Consider the following 20,426-nt stretch of genomic DNA (forward strand, 5'->3'; position numbering starts at 1 on the left):
AAGCAGAGCAGAAGCACGCGACGGTGCGAATTTCCCCTCACCCTAACCTCTCCCAAAATGGGCGAGAGAATAGTCCGCGCGCTTTTATTGCAATGTCATCAATCGTTTAATTAACTCATCGACAACAGTTGGTTGGCACGGCCTGCGTTATCATCGACGCTGCTGATCACCTTCATCTGCATTTCAAAACGCCGCGCGCTGGCAATCATGTCGCTCATTGCCGCAACGGCATTGACGTTACTGCCTTCCAGAACTCCCGACATCACACGCAAGGTTGGATCTGCCTGCAGTACCGGCCCACGCGTGGCCTGGCTTTCCGCGCTTAAACGAAAAATGCCGTCGTCACCGCGCTGCACTTCGCTGCCCGTGGCTTTCACCAGTTTCAGACGCCCCACTGGCGCAACCGTATTTGCCGGATCGCCCGGATTCAGCGCCGAGATTGTGCCATCGGCAGCAATAGTGATTTCCGCCCCTTCCGGCACAGCAATTGGCCCCGCCTCGCCTATCACCGGATGCCCCTGAATTGTCAGTTGCCCGGTGGGATCAACCTGAATGCTGCCATTACGCGTATACCCTTCGCTGCCGTCAGCGGTCTGCACGGCCAGCCAGCCATCCTGCTGCAACGCAACGTCCAGCGGGCGCGAGGTGTAATCCATCTTGCCGGGCGTCATGTCTGCACCCGGCGTTGACGCCGTTACCAGCGTGCGCGTGGGCAGTGAAAGCCCTTCCACCGGCACTGCGCGCAAGGCGTTTAACTGCGCGCGAAAACCGGGCGTAGAGGCATTGGCCAGATTACTGGCGGTTACCGCCTGTTGATTCAACGTCTGGCTGGCTGCTCCCATCGCGGTATAAATTGCGTGATCCATTGAGCTATCCCGTCAGCGATTAGCGTAAGTTAACCAGCGTGTTGAGGATCTGGTCCTGGGTTTTGATGGTCTGGGCGTTAGACTGATAGTTACGCTGGGCAACGATCATATTGACCAGTTCTTTACTGAGATCGACGTTGGACGCTTCCAGCGCACCGTTGGTCAGGGTGCCAAAGTTGCCCGTCCCGGCTGTCCCCAACAGCGCCACGCCAGAAGATTGCGTCGCAGACCAGACGTTGTCGCCTTCGGATGCCAGACCTTCGTTGTTGGCAAAGTTCGCCAGTACAATCTGCCCCAGCAGTTGGGTTTGTTCGTTGGAATAGTTGCCGACAACCGTACCGTCATCATTGATTTGATAACTCACCAGATCGCCCGGTTTGTAGCCGTTCTGGGTGGTTGCCACAATGTTGTTAGCACCGGTATTTTGCTGCATGGAGTTGAGGAAACTCAGGCTAAACGTGGCGGGATCTGCGCCGTTAATTGCGCCAGTGGAAATATTCGCTGTTGGATCTGAGGTCAGAACGCCATTGGCATTAAACACCAATGTTGTCGCTGTCTTCGCAATGCTGTTTGGATCACTACTATCCTGGGTGTAGACCTGCCAGTTATTATCCCCGGTCTTCACAAAGTAGACGCTCATGTCATGAGCATTACCCTGACTATCGAAAACAGTCACCGAACCTTTTTTGTTATAGCTATCCGCATTGCTGGCATCAAATGCGTTAACAGAGGGAAGCGGATCACTGGAATTCAGGTTGATCTGCATCGACGCCGTGGTGGTAGTTTTCGCTGCCATCAGGGTATTCGGAATCGAAATATTGGTCGGATTCGCCCCTTGCTGAATAGTCGGCGGCGTACCGGTTGCCGGGTAACCCGTCAGCTGTAAACCTTGCATATTCACCAGGTTACGGTTTTCATCCAGCTTAAATTGTCCGTTACGGCTGTAGAACACCGAACCGTTGCTGTCCACCAGACGGAAAAAACCGTTCTGGCTGATAGCAACGTCCAGACCTCGCCCGGTGTTGGTGGTCGTGCCATCGGTAAAGTCCTGAGTGATACCGGCAACTTTTACCCCCAGTCCCACTTTCGAACCGGCAAACATATCGGCAAAAGAGGCCGTGCCTGATTTAAAGCCGTAGGTGGCGGAGTTGGCGATATTGTTGCCAATAACATCGAGGTTGGTGGCGGCAGCGTTTAATCCGCTAACCGCTTGAGAAAAGGCCATGACTGACTCCTGAAATGTGAAGGCTTAAATTATCTGCCGTACTTCGTCGAGGGTGGTGGTGCCGTAAGTGCCGAGATCCAGCGTATTACCGTTGTTGCCGCGGATCACACCCTGCACCAGAGCAAACTGCAGCGGCTGGGCAACCAGTTGTGTACCACCGTTACTGGCGCTAATCGCTACATTGTAAGAACCGTTCGGCGCAGTGCTGCCGTCAGTCAACGTACCGTCCCAGGTGAAACTGTGGACTCCGGCAGTCAGTTCACCGATATCAATGGTACGGACAACCGCACCGTTTTTATCGGTGATGGTGGCCGTAACTTTGTCTGCCGCCTGTTGCAGCTCAACACCAAACGGCGTGGTCGTGGTCACAGCCCCTTCTTCACTGCCTGTTCCCGCAAGAACAGTGGTGCCGGGGATCATCACGCCGTGACCGATCAGGTTACTGGCCTGTAACGACTGGCTGTTATCAATCTGTCCGGAAATAGATCCGAGCGTGGTATTGAGTTTTTCAATCCCGCTGACCGTGCTGATTTGTGCCAGTTGCGACGTCAGCTCGTTGTTTTCCATTGGATTGGTCGGGTCCTGGTTTTTCAGCTGCGCCACCAACAAAGTCAGAAAACTGCTTTGTAAATCTGCGGCGTTGCTGCCCGTGAGCGAACTACTACTGGTGGTGCTGACGCCGGTATTTGTCGGATCGGTGGTGGTTACCGCAATGGACATAGCTTTCTCCTTTATTGACCGAGCGTAAGGGTTTTCAGCATCATGCTTTTCACCGTGTTGAGCACTTCAACATTGGCCTGATAGCTGCGTGACGCCGACATGGTGTTAACCATCTCCCCGACGACATCAACGTTTGGCATTTTCACGTAGCCCTTTGCATCCGCCAGCGGATTACCCGGTTCATAAACCAGTTTGTCCGGGGCCTGACTTTCTATAACATCGGCAACTTTTACGCCGCCTGTCGCAGCACCTGGCGCAGCGTTAACCTGAAATACCACCTGTTTTGCCCGATATGGCTGTCCATCGGGACCGGTCACGCTATCAGCATTCGCCAGATTACTGGCCGCCACGTTCAGGCGCTGGGACTGAGCAGTTAACGCCGACCCGGCGATATCAAAAATATTCAGCAGTGCCATCCGTTAATTTCCGCTCTGTAAAACGTTCATCATGCCTTTGATTTGCCCGCTCAACGCGCTAAGGCTCATCTGGTATTGCAGGCTGTTATCGGCAAACTGGGTGCGTTCGCGATCCATATCGACGGTATTACCGTCAAGCGAAGGCTGGTCCGGAATACGGTATTGCAGTTCTGCGGTAGGAGGTGTCAGCGCCTGCGCCGGAATGTGTTGCGTTGAGGTCATCGTCAGTGCAACCACGCTTGTTGCATCCCGTCCACGTTGCATGACTTTTTTAAGTTCACTGGCAAAATCGATATCGCGCGCCTGATAACCAGGGGTATCGGCATTGGCGATGTTTGCTGCCAGCACTTCCTGACGCTGGGCGCGCAGATTGAGCGCCTCTTGTTGAAAACGTAAGGCGGCGTCGAGCTTATCGAGCATATCTCCTCCGCAGGTATCAAAATTCTGCCATCAGCTTAAATGCCTTTACGCGCGCGTTATCGGCGGAATAAACGCAAAATGGGTCGCTATTTATGCCGTTGATGGTCATTGCGGACAGGTACAATTCACGTTGTAGATATGGCTGGGGGGCGAAAATGCTGGCAATAAAACGTAGCGTGGCGATCATCGCGATACTGTTCAGTCCGTTAAGTGCGGCGAGCAATCTCACATCGCAATTGCACACCTTTTTTAGCGCCCAGCTCGCGGGGGTAAGTGATGAGGTTCGTGTTTCTATTCGTACAGCGCCCAATCTACTACCGCCGTGCGAGCAGCCATTGCTTTCGATGAGCAATAATTCCCGCCTGTGGGGCAATGTGAATGTGTTGGCACGCTGCGGTAACGACAAACGATATTTACAGGTTAATGTGCAGGCCACAGGAAATTATGTGGTTGCCGCAATGCCCATTGTGCGGGGAGGAAAGCTGGAAGCTGGCAATGTCAAACTGAAACGCGGACGGCTGGACACCTTGCCACCGCGTACGGTGCTGGATATCAATCAACTTGTTGATGCCGTTAGCCTGCGCGATCTATCACCCGATCAACCTATCCAGTTAACCCAGTTTCGCCAGGCATGGCGGGTAAAAGCGGGACAACGCGTCAACGTGATCGCCAGTGGTGATGGGTTTAGCGCCAACGCAGAAGGTCAGGCGCTGAACAATGCAGCCGTCGCACAGAATGCGCGGGTGCGCATGGTATCGGGACAGGTGGTCAGCGGCGTTGTTGATGCAGATGGGAATATTCTTATAAACCTGTAAGCTGTTAAAGATTACCCGTCCCTTGCCGATAAATAAGCAACACATGATAAAAGCGCCCTCAATGAGGAATAAACCATGAGTATTGATCGCACTTCGCCTCTGAAGCCCGTAAGCACCGTTCAACCGCGCGAAAACACTGACGCGCCGGTAACGAACACCCGGGCGGCAAAAACAACCGCCTCCACCAGCACCAGTGTGACGTTAAGCGACGCGCAAGCAAAACTGATGCAACCCGGCAGCAGTGATATCAATCTTGAACGTGTCGAAGCGTTAAAACTGGCGATTCGTAACGGTGAACTAAAAATGGACACCGGCAAAATTGCCGATGCGCTGATCAACGAAGCGCAGCAAGACTTGCAGAGTAACTGATCGTATGACGCGTCTTGCAGAGATCCTCGACCAGATGTCCGCTGTGCTTAACGATCTCAAAACGGTAATGGATCAAGAGCAGCAACATCTCTCTATGGGGCAGATCAACGGCAGCCAGTTGCAATGGATTACAGAACAAAAAAGCTCTCTGCTGGCGACGCTGGATTACCTCGAACAGTTACGCAGGAAAGAACCCAATGCAGCAAATAGCGTTGATATTAGTCAACGCTGGCAGGAAATTACTGTGAAAACGCAGCAACTACGCCAAATGAATCAACATAACGGCTGGTTACTGGAAGGACAGATTGAGCGCAATCAACAGGCGCTGGAAATGTTGAAACCGCATCAGGAACCGACGCTATATGGAGCGAACGGTCAGACCTCAACAACCCATCGCGGCAGTAAAAAGATTTCGATCTGAAGATTATCTCCGGCCTGCACTGCAGGCCGGAATACATTGTTACACCGTCCGGCGGGCAAACTCTTTAACTTTGAAGCCCAGTACCGCCAGTGCAGCAAAGTACGCAGCAATCCCCGCCAGCACGACCGCCATTAAACGCAGTAAGCGCCAGGGCATGGTACCCAATGACCACTCCGGCATGATATGTAACATACCTAAAAGCACGCCCGACATCACCAGTACCGCCACCACCAGACGCAACAGAAACGCCATCCAGCCAGGTTGCGGGGTAAAGATTTTCTGCTTACGCAACTGCCAGTAAAGCAGCGAAGCATTCAGACACGCCGCCAGACCAATAGAAAGTGACAGCCCGGCATGTTTCAACGGACCGATAAACGCAAGGTTCATCAATTGCGTTAAAATCAGCGTAACGATGGCAATTTTCACTGGCGTTTTAATGTCCTGGCGGGAATAAAAGCCAGGAGCCAACACTTTCACTACAATCAGGCCAATCAAACCCACCGAGTAGGCAATTAACGCCCGCTGGGTCATCAGCGCATCAAAGGCGGTAAATTTACCGTACTGGAACAGCGAAACGGTTAACGGACCTGAAAGAATGCCCAACGCAACCGCACTCGGCAGCGCCAACAGGAAACAAAGACGCAGCCCCCAGTCCATCAAACGGTTGTATTCATCATGATTGCCACTGGCAAAACTTTTCGACAGCGACGGCAGCAAAATCGTGCCAAGCGCCACGCCCAGTACACCGGACGGAAACTCCATTAAGCGGTCGGCGTAATACATCCAAGACACCGAACCGGAAGCAAGAAACGAGGCAAAAATGGTGTTGATGATTAAGGAGATCTGACTCACAGAGACGCCAAGGATCGCCGGTCCCATCTGTTTCACCACGCGCATTGCTCCGGCATCGTGGAAGTTAATGCGCGGCAGGACCAGCATGCCGATCTTCTTCAGGTGCGGTAGCTGATACACCAGCTGCAGGACGCCGCCGACCGTAACAGCCCACGCCAGCGCCAGCACCGGTGGGTTAAAGTACGGTGCGGCAAACAGCGCGAAACCAATCATGCTGATGTTAAGCAGTGTTGGAGCAAACGCCGGAATCGAGAAGCGGTTCCACGTATTCAGAATCGCTCCCACCAGCGACGCCAGGGAGATCAGCAAGATATAGGGAAAGGTAATCTTTAGTAGCTGGCTGGTCAGGGCAAATTTGTCAGCTGTGTCAGCGAAGCCTGGCGCGGTCACCATGATCACCCAAGGTGCAGCGAGCATGCCTGCGACCGTCACAACCGCCAGCGCGAGTGTCAACAGACCAGAAACATACGAGACAAAGACCCGCGTGGCGTCTTCACCCTGCTTGCTTTTGTATTCCGCCAGAATCGGTACAAATGCCTGGGAAAATGCCCCTTCGGCAAAGATACGGCGTAACAAGTTAGGAAGTTTAAAAGCGACGAAAAAGGCGTCGGTTGCCATCCCTGCGCCAAAGATTCTGGCGACAATTGCGTCACGTGCGAAGCCAAGCACACGCGAAAACATGGTCATCGAGCTGACGGCGGCCAGCGATTTTAATAAATTCATCGGTGTTCTAATCCAGACCCACGGGCAAAACGCCTGCAAGGCAGGCGCTGAAAGAGGCGAATAGTCTACCTGGATTATGGTGAATTGCTACCGCCAGATGTTACAGGGTTTATTCACTCATCGCATCGCGCCAGATCTTGTCAACGATACGTTGCGCCAGCACTGCCTGTTCGCCGGCGGTTTGCGGAACTGTCTGATTTTGCACGCATTCAATGAAGTGCCGCGCACAGCCGACAAATCCACGTTGCTCAAGCGTACTCTGCCAACCAGGAATCGGTTTATTCACTACACCCTGCCCACGCTCCTCACGCCATTCGCGCATATCCGTAATGTCGATGAGCGCACCGTCAGTCACGGCCTGCACGGTTTCACGCTGGCTTCCGGCACGGCGATGCATACAGGTGGTGATCTGCAAAGGACCGGCCGAAAAATGGTGCTCGGCAAACAGCATTTCGCCAGCGTCATTAGTCAGTAGCGTACCGCCATCCAGAGAGGCTTTACCGCCCGACAACCACAGCGCGGTATCCACCACATGCAGATAATCATCCAGCAACGTGAAATAAAGATCGTGTGGCCCGACGCTATTGCTACGATGTTTATCCATTCTTAGCGAGGCTGCGGTGGCGAGTTGCTTTTTTAACTCACCGTAGAGTGGTGCGAAACGACGGTTAAAACCGACCATCAACGTCAGTTTTTTCCGCGCCGCCAGTTCCACCAGCCGTTCAGCATCGCGCAGATTTTCTGCCAGCGGTTTATCGACACAGACATGTACCCCCGCATTGAGTAACGTACTGACCACGTCAAAGTGGCTGGCGGTGCTGGAATGCACAAAAACCGCATCGCAACTGGCGGCAAGGCTGGATAACGAATCGGCATAAGGAATGCGCCAGCTGTCACAAATTGGCAGGGCTTTCGCGCGCGTAGGCGACCACGCACCTTGTAACGTCCAGTCAGACGCTGCCGCCAGCACCGGTAACCACGCCTTTTGCGCGATGCCGCCTAACCCCACTACGCCGATACGTAATTTTTTCACTTTAATCTCCCAGATGGGCCAGCAACGAATCAAGACGCTGTTTCAGTTCTGCCACTTCGATTTCCAGAGCTTCGACGCGGGCCTGTAAATCACCGTCAACCGCGTTCGACATAGCCGTTACCACCGGCTGATCTTCAACCTCACCACTGAAAAGATGCATGTAGCGGCTTTCGCGTTTACCCGGTTCGCGGGCCAGACGCACCACAAAAGGACCATCTTCGCGATTCGCCAGTTGTTCCAGCGTCGACTCAACTTCCGCCATATCGCTGAATTCATACATTCGCGCGGCGCGGCTGCGCAGTTCACCCGGCGTCTGGGCACCACGCAATAACAACGTGGTGATTAACGCCACTTCTGCGGCGCTCAGTTTCAGATCGCCAAATTCTGAATTACAAAAACGTTGCTCATATTTGGTGACCCGATTACCAAAACCGCTCACCGTGCGTAGATAATGACGTTTGACCAGATTATCCAGCTGTTCCTGCACTTCAGATTCACTCAGATTCATGACCGGTTCACGGTTCGTTTTCTGATTACAGGCCGTGACTACACCATTGACTGAGAGCGGGTATTGCTCCGGCGTGGTCACCTGCTTTTCCAGCAAGCAACCAATCACGCGAGCTTCAAGGGCAGTAAGTTGATATTTCATGAGATTCTCCTTAGCGGCCGGGCGTCCAGTCTGGGGTAGTTAATGCCGTCAGTACGTGATCGCGCCATTGTCCATCAATCAACAGATAGTCTTTCGCATAGCCTTCTTTTTCAAAACCCAGTCGCGCCAGTAAATCACCGCTGCGTTTATTGTGCGGCATATAATTAGCCATAATGCGATGAATATGTTGGGTGCGCTGCATATAACGAATGGCTGCGGTCAGGGCTTCAAACATGAGTCCTTTGCCCTGCCATTTTTGCCCAATCGAATAACCGAGATAGCAGGCATGAAAAGAGCCACGAACAACATTGGAAAAATTGGCAACGCCAATAATCTCTTTTTCGTCCGGGTCGAATAAGCCAAAGTAGAAAGCTGAACCTTGTTTATGAAATTCGTTAATCATCCCTAGCCTGGCCTGCCAGCCTGATGGATAACAGTGGCTTTCGTCGCGCACTGGCTCCCAGGGCTTGAGGAAATGGCGATTCTCTGCGTAATAATCCGCAAGACGCCAGGCATCACGATCATGCACCAGACGCACGACCAGTCGGTCTGTGGTTAAGCGCACTTTTGGCACGTTACTGCGATAGCCAAACATTCTATACCTACTCCTTCCCGTAACGTCTTTAATACGCTGTAAGTATTACTATACCTGCGCAACCAGACCCTGTGAAAAGTCCAGAATGCCATTTTCTGCATTATTCACATATTTGATAAAAACTCTCTATCAAAGCGACGTTTTGATAAAAAAATATTGTCCCCGAAGTGATGGGAAAAGTCTTAGCGGCAATGCAGAATAGAAAGTGCTCATCTTTTATTTCCCGGGAGGGGAAATGTCCCGCGTGTCGCAGGCCAGGAACCTGGGTAAATATTTCCTGCTCATCGATAATATGCTGGTCGTGCTGGGGTTCTTTGTTGTCTTCCCGCTGATCTCTATCCGCTTCGTTGATCAAATGGGCTGGGCCGCCGTAATGGTCGGTATTGCCCTCGGCCTACGCCAGTTTATTCAGCAAGGTCTGGGTATTTTCGGCGGAGCAATTGCCGACCGCTTTGGTGCCAAACCGATGATTGTTACCGGTATGCTGATGCGTGCCGCCGGATTCGCCACAATGGGTATCGCCCACGAACCGTGGCTACTGTGGTTTTCATGCCTGCTCTCGGGACTCGGCGGCACGTTGTTTGATCCGCCGCGTTCGGCGCTGGTGGTGAAACTAATCCGTCCACAACAGCGTGGTCGTTTTTTCTCGCTGTTGATGATGCAGGACAGTGCCGGTGCGGTCATTGGCGCATTGTTGGGGAGCTGGCTGTTGCAATACGACTTTCGCCTGGTCTGCGCCACAGGGGCAGTTTTGTTTGTGCTGTGTGCAGCGTTCAATGCGTGGTTGTTACCGGCATGGAAACTCTCCACTGTACGCACGCCCGTTCGCGAAGGCATGACCCGCGTGATGCGTGACAAGCGTTTTGTCACCTATGTCCTGACGCTGGCGGGTTACTACATGCTGGCTGTACAAGTGATGCTGATGCTGCCAATTATGGTCAACGACGTGGCGGGCGCGCCCTCTGCCGTTAAATGGATGTATGCCATTGAAGCGTGTCTGTCGTTAACGTTGCTCTATCCTATCGCCCGCTGGAGTGAAAAGCATTTTCGTCTGGAACATCGGTTGATGGCTGGGCTGTTGATAATGTCATTAAGCATGATGCCAGTGGGCATGGTCAGCGGCCTGCAACAACTTTTCACCCTGATTTGTCTGTTTTATATCGGGTCGATCATTGCCGAGCCTGCGCGTGAAACCTTAAGTGCTTCGCTGGCAGACGCAAGAGCTCGCGGCAGCTATATGGGATTTAGCCGTCTGGGTCTGGCGATTGGCGGCGCTATTGGTTATATCGGTGGCGGCTGGCTGTTTGACCTGGGCAAATCGGCGCACCAGCCAGAGCTTCCGTGGATGATGCTGGGCATTATTGGCATCTTCACTTTCCTTGCGCTGGGTTGGCAGTTTAGTCAGAAACGCGCCGCGCGTCGTTTGCTGGAACGCGACGCCTGATTTGATACTCCCCCCTGACTCCTCCATACTGAAAGTGAACTGACAGCCAAATGGAGGAGTCACGTGAAGCTATACATTTACGATCACTGCCCTTACTGCCTCAAAGCCCGCATGATTTTCGGCCTGAAAAATATCCCCGTCGAATTACATGTTCTGCTCAACGACGACGCAGAAACACCCACCCGGATGGTCGGTCAAAAACAGGTTCCCATTCTGCAAAAAGATGACAGCCGCTATATGCCAGAAAGCATGGACATCGTTCACTATGTCGATAAACTCGACGGCAAACCGTTACTGACCGGCAAACGTTCCCCTGCCATTGAAGAGTGGCTGCGCAAGGTCAATGGCTACGCCAACAAACTGCTGTTGCCGCGTTTTGCCAAATCGGCATTTGATGAGTTTTCTACTCCTGCCGCGCGCAAATATTTCGTCGACAAGAAAGAGGCCAGCGCGGGTAATTTTGCCGACCTGCTGGCCCACTCTGACGGTCTGATTAAGAATATCAGCGATGATTTACGTGCGCTGGACAAACTGATCGTCAAACCGAACGCCGTGAATGGCGAACTTTCGGAAGATGATATTCAGCTATTTCCGCTACTGCGTAATCTGACGCTGGTAGCCGGAATCAACTGGCCAAGCCGCGTTGCTGATTACCGCGATAATATGGCGAAACAGACACAAATCAATTTGTTATCATCAATGGCGATTTAATCCTGACCCGCCGCGGCAGCCTGTATTCGCGGGTTGCCGCCGTTTTCAGTTTTTTCTGCTGGCGCGTTTATCGCTGGTGACACATGCTGCGTTGTGTCAGGATATTGACGCAGATTTCATGTCGAGGACTACCATGAACAAGTTTTTATTTGCCGCTGCATTGATCGTCAGTGGCCTGCTCGTTGGCTGTAATCAACTCACCCAATACACCATCACCGAACAAGAAATTAACCAGTCGCTTGCGAAACATAATAATTTCTCAAAAGATATCGGTTTACCCGGCGTGGCTGACGCCCATATTGTTCTGACAAACCTGACCAGCCAAATTGGTCGCGAAGAGCCGAATAAGGTTACCCTAACCGGAGACGCCAATCTGGACATGAACTCCCTGTTCGGTAGCCAGAAAGCGACCATGAAACTGAAGCTGAAAGCGCTGCCCGTGTTTGATAAAGAAAAAGGTGCGATCTTCCTGAAAGAGATGGAAGTGGTCGATGCGACGGTACAACCGGAAAAAATGCAAACGGTGATGCAAACGTTGCTCCCCTATTTGAACCAGGCATTACGCAATTACTTTAACCAGCAACCTGCTTACGTCCTGCGCGAAGATGGCAGCCAGGGCGAAGCAATGGCGAAGAAACTGGCGAAAGGCATTGAAGTGAAGCCAGGCGAAATTGTCATTCCGTTTACTGATTAATCACGAGGGCGCATTCGCGCCCTTTATTTTTCGTGCAAAGGAAAACGTTTCCGCTTATCCTTTGTGTCCGGCAAAAACATCCCTTCAGCCGGAGCATAGAGATTAATGACTGCACCATCCCAGGTATTAAAGATCCGCCGACCAGACGACTGGCACCTTCACCTCCGCGATGGCGGCATGTTAAAAACTGTCGTGCCGTATACCAGCGAAATTTATGGACGGGCTATCGTAATGCCCAATCTGGCTCCGCCCGTGACCACCGTTGAGGCTGCCGTGGCTTATCGCCAGCGTATTCTTGACGCCGTACCTGCCGGGCACGATTTCACCCCGCTGATGACCTGTTATTTGACAGATTCACTAGACCCTAATGAGCTTGAGCGTGGATTTAACGAAGGCGTGTTCACCGCTGCCAAACTTTACCCGGCAAACGCAACCACTAACTCCAGTCACGGCGTGACGTCAGTTGACGCAATCATGCCGGTACTTGAGCGCATGGAAAAAATCGGTATGCCGTTACTGGTGCATGGTGAAGTGACACATGCAGATATCGACATTTTTGATCGTGAAGCGCGCTTTATTGAAAGCGTGATGGAACCGCTGCGCCAGCGCCTGACTGCGCTGAAAGTCGTTTTTGAGCACATCACCACCAAAGATGCTGCCGACTATGTCCGTAACGGAAATGAACGGCTGGCTGCCACCATCACTCCGCAGCATCTGATGTTTAACCGCAACCATATGCTGGTTGGTGGCGTGCGTCCACATCTGTATTGTCTACCCATCCTCAAACGCAATATTCACCAACAGGCATTGCGTGAACTGGTCGCCAGCGGTTTTAATCGCGTATTCCTCGGTACGGATTCTGCGCCGCATGCACGTCATCGCAAAGAGAGTAGCTGCGGCTGCGCGGGCTGCTTCAATGCCCCAACCGCGCTGGGCAGTTACGCTACCGTCTTTGAAGAGATGAATGCTCTGCAGCACTTTGAAGCATTCTGTTCTGTAAACGGCCCACAGTTCTATGGCTTGCCGGTCAACGACACATTCATCGAACTGGTCCGCGAAGAGCAACAGGTTGCTGAAAGCATCGCATTGACTGATGACACACTGGTGCCATTCCTCGCCGGGGAAACGGTACGCTGGTCCGTTAAACAATAAAAATCCTAGCTTCCTGTTGTCATTAGGTTATTTTACCTGTATAAATAACCAGTATATTCAACAGGGGGCTATTATGCGAATTGAAGTCACCATAGCGAAAACTTCTCCATTGCCAGCTGGGGCTATTGACGCCCTGGCTGGCGAACTTTCCCGCCGTATTCAGTATGCGTTTCCTGATAATGAAGGCCACGTATCGGTACGTTATGCCGCAGCGAATAATTTATCGGTTATTGGCGCAACAAAAGAAGATAAACAGCGCATTAGCGAAATTCTCCAGGAAACGTGGGAAAGCGCCGATGACTGGTTTGTCAGCGAATAATATGCAGTGATTTTTGTTTTTGCCGGGTCGCCCCGGCTTTTTTATTTTACTTACAAATTTCGAGTACAAAATTTCTACACTTCCTCAAAATAATTGCACAATATGCTAAAAAAATATGAATGACATGCTGTTTTATTGTTCATATAAATCTTAAAAGCAAAAATTTATCTGTTCCCCCCTTTAAAAATTCGGTGAATACCCTTACTTATTGGTATACTGAAGTTGCTTCAGATAAAAACGCATTGAACCTCGAATAACGTTGTCTAGTAACACGAATTAGGGGGCCATGATGGAAAAAAATAATGAAGTCATTCAGACTCATCCGCTCGTAGGGTGGGACATCAGCACCGTTGATAGCTATGATGCGCTGATGTTGCGTTTGCACTACCAGACCCCAAATAAGTCCGAGCAGGAAGGGACTGAAGTTGGTCAGACGCTCTGGTTAACCACTGATGTTGCCAGACAATTTATTTCGATATTAGAAGCAGGAATCGCCAAAATTGAATCCGGTGATTTCCCGGTAAACGAGTATCGGCGTCATTAACATGACATGACCATCCACCCAAAAGGCACCTCACCGGTGCCTTTACCATTTCTGGGTTGTATATCTGCATTCAGTTAATTACTCTGCTTAAACCATGAGAGCAGAGAGAAAAAAATGAAATACGATCTCATCATTATTGGCAGCGGTTCCGTAGGCGCTGCCGCCGGGTATTATGCAACCCGCGCCGGTTTAAACGTGCTAATGACCGACGCCCATATGCCACCGCATCAACACGGCAGCCACCACGGCGATACGCGATTAATTCGCCATGCTTATGGTGAAGGCGAAAAGTATGTCCCGCTGGTTCTCCGCGCGCAAACGCTGTGGGATGAACTCTCCCGCCACAACGAAGAAGATCCCATTTTTGTACGCTCTGGCGTCATTAACCTTGGCCCGGCTGATTCCACATTTCTCGCCAACGTCGCCCACAGCGCCGAACAATGGCAACTCAACGTTGAAAAGCTCGATGCGCAAGGGATTATGGCCCGCTGGCCGGAAATACGCGTCCCGGACAACTACATCGGCTTATTTGAGACTGATTCCGGTTTTTTGCGCAGCGAACTGGCGATTAAAACCTGGATCCAACTGGCGAAGGAAGCGGGCTGTGCGCAGCTGTTCAACTGCCCGGTCACCGCAATTCGTCATGACGATGATGGCGTAACTATTGAAACGGCTGACGGTGAGTATCAGGCGAAAAAAGCGATTGTCTGCGCGGGAACATGGGTAAAAGACCTGCTCCCGGAGCTGCCTGTCCAGCCCGTACGCAAAGTATTTGCCTGGTATCAGGCCGATGGTCGCTATAGCGTGAAGAATAAATTCCCGGCGTTTACCGGTGAACTGCCCAATGGCGATCAATATTATGGTTTTCCGGCAGAAAACGACGCGTTGAAGATTGGCAAACATAACGGAGGCCAGGTTATCCATTCAGCGGATGAACGTGTTCCGTTTGCGGAAGTGGTCAGCGATGGTTCGGAAGCCTTCCCGTTCTTGCGCAATGTCTTGCCGGGTATCGGTTGCTGCCTGTACGGCGCTGCCTGCACCTATGATAATTCGCCTGACGAAGATTTTATTATCGATACTCTACCCGGCCACGATAATACACTGCTCATTACCGGTCTGAGCGGGCACGGTTTTAAATTTGCGTCAGTTTTAGGGGAAATAGCTGCCGATTTTGCGCAAGACAAAAAAAGCGATTTTGATTTGACGCCATTCAGGCTTTCCCGCTTCCAATAATCATCATTACGGCCTCCAGAATGAGGCCGTTTTTACAGGAGTATTTAATGCGTCGGCTGTTGCACTATCTCATCAATAATATTCGCGAGCATCTGATGCTTTATCTTTTTCTCTGGGGATTGTTGGCAATTATGGATCTGATCTATGTGTTTTATTTTTAGTTTTCCGCACTGACATAAACTGACAAATATTTAATCTCCCTTTCATTTAGCGTGAAAAATTGAATGAGATTATTCCTGCTTCTACAGCACTCACCAGACATCTCTGATGCTGAACCCACTAAACTTATGAAGATTCTTTCATTATTAATTCAAAATTATTGAAATAAAAATAAATATCATTCAATTTGTTATTTTTGTGTTGCAATTCATTCTCCGACACGCCATTTTCTTTCTCTCGCAAATTCGTTTTGGATGCACTTATGTCATTCACAAATACCCCTGAACGCTATGGTGTTATATCTGCGGCCTTCCATTGGCTAAGCGCAATTATTGTCTACGGCATGTTTGCTTTAGGTCTGTGGATGGTCACGCTCAGTTATTACGATGGCTGGTATCACAAAGCACCCGAACTGCATAAAAGCATCGGTATTTTGTTAATGATGGGGCTGGTTATTCGCGTTCTGTGGCGCGTCATATCTCCACCGCCGGGTCCGCTGCAGAGTTATTCGCCCATGACTCGTCTTGGCGCAAAGGCTGGACATCTCGCATTGTACTTATTGCTGTTCGCCATCGGCATCAGCGGCTATCTGATCTCAACTGCCGATGGTAAACCGATCAGCGTTTTTGGCTGGTTTGACGTCCCCGCGACCCTCGCCGACGCTGGCGCACAGGCTGACTTCGCCGGTGCCCTGCATTTTTGGCTCGCGTGGAGCGTCGTAGTACTATCCGTTATGCATGGATTTATGGCCCTGAAGCATCATTTCATCGATAAAGACGACACTCTGAAGCGCATGCTGGGAAAGTCGTCATCTGACTATGGAGTATAAAAAATGAAAAAAAGCCTGCTTGGTTTAACCTTCGCTTCCCTGATGTTCTCTGCCGGTTCAGCGGTTGCCGCCGATTACAAAATTGACAAAGAAGGTCAGCACGCCTTTGTTAACTTCCGCATCCAGCATCTTGGCTATAGCTGGTTATATGGCACCTTTAAAGATTTCGACGGTACTTTTACCTTTGATGAAAAAAATCCGGCTGCCGATAAAGTGAATGTGACAATTAACACCACCAGCGTCGATACTAATCACGCCGAACGCGATAAACATCTTCGCAGTGCAGATTTCCTCAATACTGCAAAATATCCACTGGCAACATTCACCTCCACCAGCGTGAAGAAAGACGGTGACGACCTGGATATTACCGGCGATCTGACGCTGAATGGCGTAACCAAACCCGTCACGCTGGAAGCGAAATTAATTGGTCAAGGCGACGACCCGTGGGGTGGTAAACGTGCAGGCTTCGAGGCCGAAGGCAAAATTAAGCTCAAGGACTTCAATATCAAAACAGATTTAGGTCCAGCTTCTCAGGAAGTGGATCTGATTATTTCAGTGGAAGGCGTACAGCAGAAGTAAGCGTGAAATGTTGCCGGATGGCACGCATCCGGCAATGATATTTATTCTGTTGGATCAGGAATGCCCAGTGTTGTATTCAGACGTCCACGAGACTTATTAAAGATCTTATTGCCATTTTCACGTCCTGCCCGACGGCGTCGCTGTTCTTCAGGCGGTAACGCGCTTTCTTCGCAGCAAATCTCACTACAACAACCTTTGTATTTTTCCGCACATACTGGACACTGAATAAAAAGCAGGTGGCAGCCATCATTTTTACAGTTGGTATGGCTGTCGCACGGCGCACCGCACTGGTGGCAATGCGCGATAATCTCATCCGATATACGTTCGCCCATCCGCTCGTCAAAAACAAAATTTTTGCCAATAAAACGTACCGGTAAACCCTGCTCGCGCGCCTTGCGGGCGTATTCAATAATTCCGCCCTCGATATGCCAGACTTTATTGAATCCGTTATGTTTCATCCAGGCACTGGCCTTTTCACAACGAATGCCGCCGGTGCAGTACATAACGATTTTTTTATCTTTATGTGCCTGCATCATCTCGACTGCTTTTGGCAGCTGCTCACGGAAGGTATCTGCCGGAATTTCCAGCGCGTTTTCAAAGTGCCCCACTTCATACTCATAGTGGTTACGCATGTCGATAAACAATGCATCGGGATCGTCAAGCATGGCGTTCACTTCCGCCGCTTGCAGATACTCACCCACATTGCTGGCATCAAAGTGAGGATCGTCAATACCGTCGGCAACGATACGATCGCGGACCTTCATGCGCAGTACCCAGAAGGATTTCCCGTCATCATCCAACGCGATATTCAGGCGTAAGCCCTCTAAAGCCGGGTCGAAGGCATAAAGCTGCGCGCGAAATGTTTCAACATTGCTCGCAGGTACGCTGATTTGCGCGTTAATGCCCTCATGCGCCAGATACACTCGCCCAAAAACATCCAGCGCGGTAAACAGCTGATATAAAGCGTCACGGGTCGCCTTAGGATCGGCGATGTGGAAATACTTGTAAAACGAAATGGTGGTTCGCGGTTCGCTCTCAGCCAACATTTTGGCTTTTAACGCGTCGTTGGAAATGCGGTTGTGTAACACTGGCATGGTGTACGGTTCCTGCGAGATGGGAAAGTAAAAATCCGCGGCATGATATAGCAATTATCGATAATTATCATCCACACATTTTACGCTACATTTGCGCATTAAAAATTATTTGTTATTTACAAGCGCGGCAATTTCGCCCAGTCTTCAGCCACAAATTTTGGTTGCGGGCGAAAAAATGCGACAATACATACAATTGCCCGTATAGGTTGAAAAACAGGATTGATATGACGAATCTACCCAAGTTCTCCACCGCACTGCTTCATCCGCGTTATTGGTTAACCTGGTTGGGTATTGGCGTACTTTGGTTAGTCGTGCAATTGCCCTACCCGGTTATCTACCGCCTCGGTTGTGGATTAGGAAAACTTGCGTTACGTTTTATGAAACGACGCGCAAAAATTGTGCATCGCAACCTGGAACTGTGCTTCCCGGAAATGAGCGAACAAGAACGCCGTAAAATGGTGGTGAAGAATTTCGAATCCGTTGGCATGGGACTGATGGAAACTGGCATGGCGTGGTTCTGGCCGGACCGCAGAATCGCCCGCTGGACGGAAGTGATCGGCATGGAACACATTCGTGACGTGCAGGCGCAAAAACGCGGCATCCTGTTAGTTGGCATCCATTTTCTGACACTGGAGCTGGGTGCGCGGCAGTTTGGTATGCAGGAACCGGGGATTGGCGTTTACCGCCCGAACGATAATCCACTGATTGACTGGCTACAAACCTGGGGCCGTTTGCGCTCAAATAAATCGATGCTCGACCGCAAAGATTTAAAAGGCATGATTAAAGCCCTGAAAAAAGGCGAAGTGGTCTGGTACGCACCGGATCATGATTACGGCCCGCGCTCAAGCGTTTTCGTCCCGTTGTTTGCCGTTGAGCAGGCTGCGACCACGACCGGAACCTGGATGCTGGCACGGATGTCCGGCGCATGTCTGGTGCCCTTCGTTCCACGCCGTAAGCCAGATGGCAAAGGGTATCAGTTGATTATGCTGCCGCCAGAGTGTTCTCCGCCGCTGGATGATGCCGAAACCACCGCCGCGTGGATGAACAAAGTGGTCGAAAAATGCATCATGATGGCACCAGAGCAGTATATGTGGTTACACCGTCGCTTTAAAACACGCCCGGAAGGCGTTCCTTCACGCTATTAAATCTCCCATGCCGGATGCTTCAGAAGGGTATCCGGCATTACCACAGCAAATCCCCCTGATTTAGCGATAAAAGCTCTCTGGATTGCGCCCCCTGGAAGTCGGGCGCATAATTAGTGTGCTTATCTTTTCTTCTTATGTTCACCGCGCCTGGCGCACCAACAGCGGATTGCTATGTCACCCTGTGAAAATGACACCCCTATAAACTGGAAACGAAACCTGATCGTCGCCTGGCTAGGCTGTTTTCTTACGGGTGCCGCCTTCAGCCTGGTAATGCCCTTCTTACCCCTCTACGTTGAGCAGCTTGGCGTTACGGGCCACTCCGCCTTGAATATGTGGTCCGGTATTGTCTTCAGCATTACATTTTTATTTTCTGCCATCGCCTCACCGTTTTGGGGTGGACTCGCCGACCGTAAAGGCCGCAAACTCATGCTATTACGCTCTGCCCTCGGCATGGGCATCGTGATGGTGTTGATGGGGCTGGCACAAAATATCTGGCAGTTTTTGATCCTACGGGCGCTTCTTGGGTTACTTGGCGGATTTGTCCCCAACGCTAATGCTCTTATCGCCACACAAGTACCGCGTAATAAAAGCGGCTGGGCGCTGGGTACGCTCTCCACAGGCGGCGTTAGTGGTGCGTTGCTCGGCCCAATGGCTGGCGGCCTGCTCGCCGATAGCTACGGCTTACGTCCGGTATTCTTTATTACCGCCAGTGTGCTCATACTCTGCTTTTTCGTCACCCTGTTTTGCATCAGAGAAAAATTCCAGCCGGTCAGCAAAAAAGAGATGCTGCACATGCGTGAAGTGGTGACATCACTTAAAAACCCGAAACTGGTACTCAGCCTGTTTGTCACTACGTTAATCATCCAGGTGGCAACGGGCTCAATTGCCCCCATTCTGACGCTGTATGTCCGCGAACTGGCGGGTAACGTCAGTAACGTCGCCTTTATCAGTGGCATGATCGCCTCGGTGCCAGGCGTGGCGGCTCTGCTAAGTGCACCACGACTCGGCAAACTTGGCGATCGAATCGGACCCGAAAAGATCCTGATTACGGCGCTGATCTTTTCTGTACTGCTGTTGATCCCAATGTCTTACGTTCAGACGCCATTACAACTTGGGATTTTACGTTTTTTGCTCGGTGCCGCCGATGGTGCACTACTCCCCGCCGTACAGACACTGTTGGTTTACAACTCGAGCAACCAAATCGCCGGGCGTATCTTCAGCTATAACCAGTCGTTTCGTGATATTGGAAACGTTACCGGACCATTGATGGGAGCCGCGATTTCAGCGAACTACGGTTTCAGAGCGGTATTTCTCGTCACCGCTGGCGTAGTGTTATTCAACGCAGTCTATTCATGGAACAGTCTACGTCGTCGTCGAATACCCCAGGTATCGAACTGATTTTTCGCCTTTCATACTTGT

General features: G+C 51.1%; 25 protein-coding genes. 15 read left to right on the forward strand and 10 right to left on the reverse strand.

Annotation, left to right across the window (positions count from 1 at the left end; genetic code table 11):
* Window positions 1-110 precede the first annotated feature (110 nt).
* From flgF to flgB, 5 genes are read right to left on the reverse strand one after another with little or no spacing between them, the layout of a single operon-like run.
* Window positions 111-866: a flagellar basal-body rod protein FlgF gene (gene flgF, locus ACJHYD_RS11400; protein ID WP_000349311.1), complete on the reverse strand. Its 756-nt coding sequence runs from the start codon at window positions 864-866 to the stop codon at window positions 111-113.
* Between the two features lie 19 nt (window positions 867-885).
* Window positions 886-2,091 carry a flagellar hook protein FlgE gene (flgE, locus tag ACJHYD_RS11405; protein ID WP_000885855.1) on the reverse strand — a complete coding sequence of 402 codons (1,206 nt, stop codon included), beginning with the start codon at window positions 2,089-2,091 and terminating at the stop codon, window positions 886-888.
* Between the two features lie 24 nt (window positions 2,092-2,115).
* Entirely contained in the window at window positions 2,116-2,811 is a 696-nt protein-coding gene (gene flgD, locus ACJHYD_RS11410) for a flagellar hook assembly protein FlgD (protein WP_000020484.1), read from the reverse strand.
* Between the two features lie 11 nt (window positions 2,812-2,822).
* Window positions 2,823-3,227 carry a flagellar basal body rod protein FlgC gene (flgC, locus tag ACJHYD_RS11415; RefSeq protein ID WP_001196460.1) on the reverse strand — a complete coding sequence of 135 codons (405 nt, stop codon included), beginning with the start codon at window positions 3,225-3,227 and terminating at the stop codon, window positions 2,823-2,825.
* Between the two features lie 3 nt (window positions 3,228-3,230).
* Window positions 3,231-3,647, reverse strand: coding sequence for a flagellar basal body rod protein FlgB (gene flgB / locus ACJHYD_RS11420; protein ID WP_000884702.1), 417 nt, complete (start codon window positions 3,645-3,647; stop codon window positions 3,231-3,233).
* 155 nt (window positions 3,648-3,802) lie between these two features.
* Here flgB and flgA point away from each other — a divergent pair, with 155 nt between their 5' ends.
* From flgA to flgN, 3 genes are all read left to right on the forward strand, one after another.
* Window positions 3,803-4,462 carry a flagellar basal body P-ring formation chaperone FlgA gene (gene flgA / locus ACJHYD_RS11425; RefSeq protein ID WP_000879689.1) on the forward strand — a complete coding sequence of 220 codons (660 nt, stop codon included), beginning with the start codon at window positions 3,803-3,805 and terminating at the stop codon, window positions 4,460-4,462.
* 75 nt (window positions 4,463-4,537) lie between these two features.
* Complete coding sequence (gene flgM, locus ACJHYD_RS11430; protein WP_000020872.1) at window positions 4,538-4,831, forward strand: flagellar biosynthesis anti-sigma factor FlgM; 294 nt, start codon at window positions 4,538-4,540, stop codon at window positions 4,829-4,831.
* 4 nt (window positions 4,832-4,835) lie between these two features.
* On the forward strand, window positions 4,836-5,252 hold the full coding sequence (gene flgN, locus ACJHYD_RS11435) for a flagella biosynthesis chaperone FlgN (protein ID WP_000197346.1): 417 nt from the start codon (window positions 4,836-4,838) through the stop codon (window positions 5,250-5,252).
* Window positions 5,253-5,291: 39 nt separating this feature from the next.
* Here the strand turns inward: flgN and murJ are convergent, their stop codons facing one another.
* From murJ to rimJ, 4 genes are all read right to left on the reverse strand, one after another.
* Window positions 5,292-6,827 carry a murein biosynthesis integral membrane protein MurJ gene (gene murJ, locus ACJHYD_RS11440; protein WP_001050683.1) on the reverse strand — a complete coding sequence of 512 codons (1,536 nt, stop codon included), beginning with the start codon at window positions 6,825-6,827 and terminating at the stop codon, window positions 5,292-5,294.
* Window positions 6,828-6,936: 109 nt separating this feature from the next.
* Window positions 6,937-7,860 (reverse strand): Gfo/Idh/MocA family protein, encoded by a 924-nt coding sequence (locus ACJHYD_RS11445; RefSeq protein ID WP_001563792.1) that lies wholly within the window; start codon window positions 7,858-7,860, stop codon window positions 6,937-6,939.
* Between the two features lies 1 nt (window position 7,861).
* Window positions 7,862-8,509, reverse strand: a complete 648-nt coding sequence (locus ACJHYD_RS11450; RefSeq protein ID WP_001550949.1) for a YceH family protein — start codon at window positions 8,507-8,509, stop codon at window positions 7,862-7,864.
* A gap of 10 nt (window positions 8,510-8,519) precedes the next feature.
* On the reverse strand, window positions 8,520-9,104 hold the full coding sequence (gene rimJ, locus ACJHYD_RS11455; protein WP_000468186.1) for a ribosomal protein S5-alanine N-acetyltransferase: 585 nt from the start codon (window positions 9,102-9,104) through the stop codon (window positions 8,520-8,522).
* Between the two features lie 235 nt (window positions 9,105-9,339).
* Between rimJ and mdtH the strand changes: the two genes are divergently transcribed.
* The 10 genes from mdtH (at window position 9,340) to ACJHYD_RS11505 (ending at window position 16,768) form a co-directional block, all read left to right on the forward strand.
* Window positions 9,340-10,548, forward strand: coding sequence for a multidrug efflux MFS transporter MdtH (gene mdtH, locus ACJHYD_RS11460; protein ID WP_000092206.1), 1,209 nt, complete (start codon window positions 9,340-9,342; stop codon window positions 10,546-10,548).
* Window positions 10,549-10,611: 63 nt separating this feature from the next.
* Complete coding sequence (grxB, locus tag ACJHYD_RS11465) at window positions 10,612-11,259, forward strand: glutaredoxin 2 (RefSeq protein WP_000780912.1); 648 nt, start codon at window positions 10,612-10,614, stop codon at window positions 11,257-11,259.
* A gap of 133 nt (window positions 11,260-11,392) precedes the next feature.
* Complete coding sequence (locus tag ACJHYD_RS11470; protein ID WP_001295443.1) at window positions 11,393-11,953, forward strand: lipoprotein; 561 nt, start codon at window positions 11,393-11,395, stop codon at window positions 11,951-11,953.
* A gap of 105 nt (window positions 11,954-12,058) precedes the next feature.
* A complete protein-coding gene (gene pyrC / locus ACJHYD_RS11475) occupies window positions 12,059-13,105 on the forward strand; it encodes a dihydroorotase (RefSeq protein WP_001550948.1) in 1,047 nt (348 codons plus the stop codon).
* Between the two features lie 73 nt (window positions 13,106-13,178).
* Window positions 13,179-13,424, forward strand: coding sequence for a DNA damage-inducible protein I (gene dinI / locus ACJHYD_RS11480; protein ID WP_001217754.1), 246 nt, complete (start codon window positions 13,179-13,181; stop codon window positions 13,422-13,424).
* Between the two features lie 289 nt (window positions 13,425-13,713).
* Entirely contained in the window at window positions 13,714-13,968 is a 255-nt protein-coding gene (gene bssS, locus ACJHYD_RS11485; protein WP_000414437.1) for a biofilm formation regulator BssS, read from the forward strand.
* A gap of 114 nt (window positions 13,969-14,082) precedes the next feature.
* Complete coding sequence (gene solA, locus ACJHYD_RS11490) at window positions 14,083-15,201, forward strand: N-methyl-L-tryptophan oxidase (protein WP_000872836.1); 1,119 nt, start codon at window positions 14,083-14,085, stop codon at window positions 15,199-15,201.
* A 47-nt stretch (window positions 15,202-15,248) separates the two neighbouring features.
* On the forward strand, window positions 15,249-15,362 hold the full coding sequence (locus ACJHYD_RS11495) for a YceO family protein (protein ID WP_001253418.1): 114 nt from the start codon (window positions 15,249-15,251) through the stop codon (window positions 15,360-15,362).
* Window positions 15,363-15,622: 260 nt separating this feature from the next.
* The gene (locus ACJHYD_RS11500) at window positions 15,623-16,189 is read left to right on the forward strand and encodes a cytochrome b (RefSeq protein WP_000011118.1); all 567 of its coding nucleotides are present in this window, start codon (window positions 15,623-15,625) and stop codon (window positions 16,187-16,189) included.
* A 3-nt stretch (window positions 16,190-16,192) separates the two neighbouring features.
* The gene (locus tag ACJHYD_RS11505) at window positions 16,193-16,768 is read left to right on the forward strand and encodes a YceI family protein (RefSeq protein ID WP_000749254.1); all 576 of its coding nucleotides are present in this window, start codon (window positions 16,193-16,195) and stop codon (window positions 16,766-16,768) included.
* A 41-nt stretch (window positions 16,769-16,809) separates the two neighbouring features.
* Here ACJHYD_RS11505 and ACJHYD_RS11510 read toward each other — a convergent pair whose 3' ends face one another.
* Window positions 16,810-17,862: a rhodanese-related sulfurtransferase gene (locus ACJHYD_RS11510; protein WP_001305889.1), complete on the reverse strand. Its 1,053-nt coding sequence runs from the start codon at window positions 17,860-17,862 to the stop codon at window positions 16,810-16,812.
* 224 nt (window positions 17,863-18,086) lie between these two features.
* Here ACJHYD_RS11510 and lpxL point away from each other — a divergent pair, with 224 nt between their 5' ends.
* A complete protein-coding gene (gene lpxL, locus ACJHYD_RS11515; RefSeq protein ID WP_000183364.1) occupies window positions 18,087-19,007 on the forward strand; it encodes a kdo(2)-lipid IV(A) lauroyltransferase in 921 nt (306 codons plus the stop codon).
* A gap of 171 nt (window positions 19,008-19,178) precedes the next feature.
* Window positions 19,179-20,405, forward strand: coding sequence for a multidrug efflux MFS transporter MdtG (gene mdtG / locus ACJHYD_RS11520; protein WP_000074172.1), 1,227 nt, complete (start codon window positions 19,179-19,181; stop codon window positions 20,403-20,405).
* Window positions 20,406-20,426: the final 21 nt, after the last annotated feature.

The sequence above is a fragment of the Escherichia sp. WS1368 genome, from assembly GCF_046487485.1.
GTDB classification, from domain to species: domain Bacteria; phylum Pseudomonadota; class Gammaproteobacteria; order Enterobacterales; family Enterobacteriaceae; genus Escherichia; species Escherichia coli.

What these genes read in the sequence shown, in the direction of transcription:
- flgF (WP_000349311.1), bottom strand. Translation starts at nt 866, where the DNA reads ATGGATCACGCAATTTATACCGCGATGGGAGCAGCCAGCCAGACGTTG.
- flgE (WP_000885855.1), bottom strand. Translation starts at nt 2,091, where the DNA reads ATGGCCTTTTCTCAAGCGGTTAGCGGATTAAACGCTGCCGCCACCAAC.
- flgD (WP_000020484.1), bottom strand. Translation starts at nt 2,811, where the DNA reads ATGTCCATTGCGGTAACCACCACCGATCCGACAAATACCGGCGTCAGC.
- flgC (WP_001196460.1), bottom strand. Translation starts at nt 3,227, where the DNA reads ATGGCACTGCTGAATATTTTTGATATCGCCGGGTCGGCGTTAACTGCT.
- flgB (WP_000884702.1), bottom strand. Translation starts at nt 3,647, where the DNA reads ATGCTCGATAAGCTCGACGCCGCCTTACGTTTTCAACAAGAGGCGCTC.
- flgA (WP_000879689.1), top strand. Translation starts at nt 3,803, where the DNA reads ATGCTGGCAATAAAACGTAGCGTGGCGATCATCGCGATACTGTTCAGT.
- flgM (WP_000020872.1), top strand. Translation starts at nt 4,538, where the DNA reads ATGAGTATTGATCGCACTTCGCCTCTGAAGCCCGTAAGCACCGTTCAA.
- flgN (WP_000197346.1), top strand. Translation starts at nt 4,836, where the DNA reads ATGACGCGTCTTGCAGAGATCCTCGACCAGATGTCCGCTGTGCTTAAC.
- murJ (WP_001050683.1), bottom strand. Translation starts at nt 6,827, where the DNA reads ATGAATTTATTAAAATCGCTGGCCGCCGTCAGCTCGATGACCATGTTT.
- ACJHYD_RS11450 (WP_001550949.1), bottom strand. Translation starts at nt 8,509, where the DNA reads ATGAAATATCAACTTACTGCCCTTGAAGCTCGCGTGATTGGTTGCTTG.
- rimJ (WP_000468186.1), bottom strand. Translation starts at nt 9,104, where the DNA reads ATGTTTGGCTATCGCAGTAACGTGCCAAAAGTGCGCTTAACCACAGAC.
- mdtH (WP_000092206.1), top strand. Translation starts at nt 9,340, where the DNA reads ATGTCCCGCGTGTCGCAGGCCAGGAACCTGGGTAAATATTTCCTGCTC.
- ACJHYD_RS11470 (WP_001295443.1), top strand. Translation starts at nt 11,393, where the DNA reads ATGAACAAGTTTTTATTTGCCGCTGCATTGATCGTCAGTGGCCTGCTC.
- pyrC (WP_001550948.1), top strand. Translation starts at nt 12,059, where the DNA reads ATGACTGCACCATCCCAGGTATTAAAGATCCGCCGACCAGACGACTGG.
- dinI (WP_001217754.1), top strand. Translation starts at nt 13,179, where the DNA reads ATGCGAATTGAAGTCACCATAGCGAAAACTTCTCCATTGCCAGCTGGG.
- bssS (WP_000414437.1), top strand. Translation starts at nt 13,714, where the DNA reads ATGGAAAAAAATAATGAAGTCATTCAGACTCATCCGCTCGTAGGGTGG.
- solA (WP_000872836.1), top strand. Translation starts at nt 14,083, where the DNA reads ATGAAATACGATCTCATCATTATTGGCAGCGGTTCCGTAGGCGCTGCC.
- ACJHYD_RS11495 (WP_001253418.1), top strand. Translation starts at nt 15,249, where the DNA reads ATGCGTCGGCTGTTGCACTATCTCATCAATAATATTCGCGAGCATCTG.
- ACJHYD_RS11500 (WP_000011118.1), top strand. Translation starts at nt 15,623, where the DNA reads ATGTCATTCACAAATACCCCTGAACGCTATGGTGTTATATCTGCGGCC.
- ACJHYD_RS11505 (WP_000749254.1), top strand. Translation starts at nt 16,193, where the DNA reads ATGAAAAAAAGCCTGCTTGGTTTAACCTTCGCTTCCCTGATGTTCTCT.
- ACJHYD_RS11510 (WP_001305889.1), bottom strand. Translation starts at nt 17,862, where the DNA reads ATGCCAGTGTTACACAACCGCATTTCCAACGACGCGTTAAAAGCCAAA.
- lpxL (WP_000183364.1), top strand. Translation starts at nt 18,087, where the DNA reads ATGACGAATCTACCCAAGTTCTCCACCGCACTGCTTCATCCGCGTTAT.
- mdtG (WP_000074172.1), top strand. Translation starts at nt 19,179, where the DNA reads ATGTCACCCTGTGAAAATGACACCCCTATAAACTGGAAACGAAACCTG.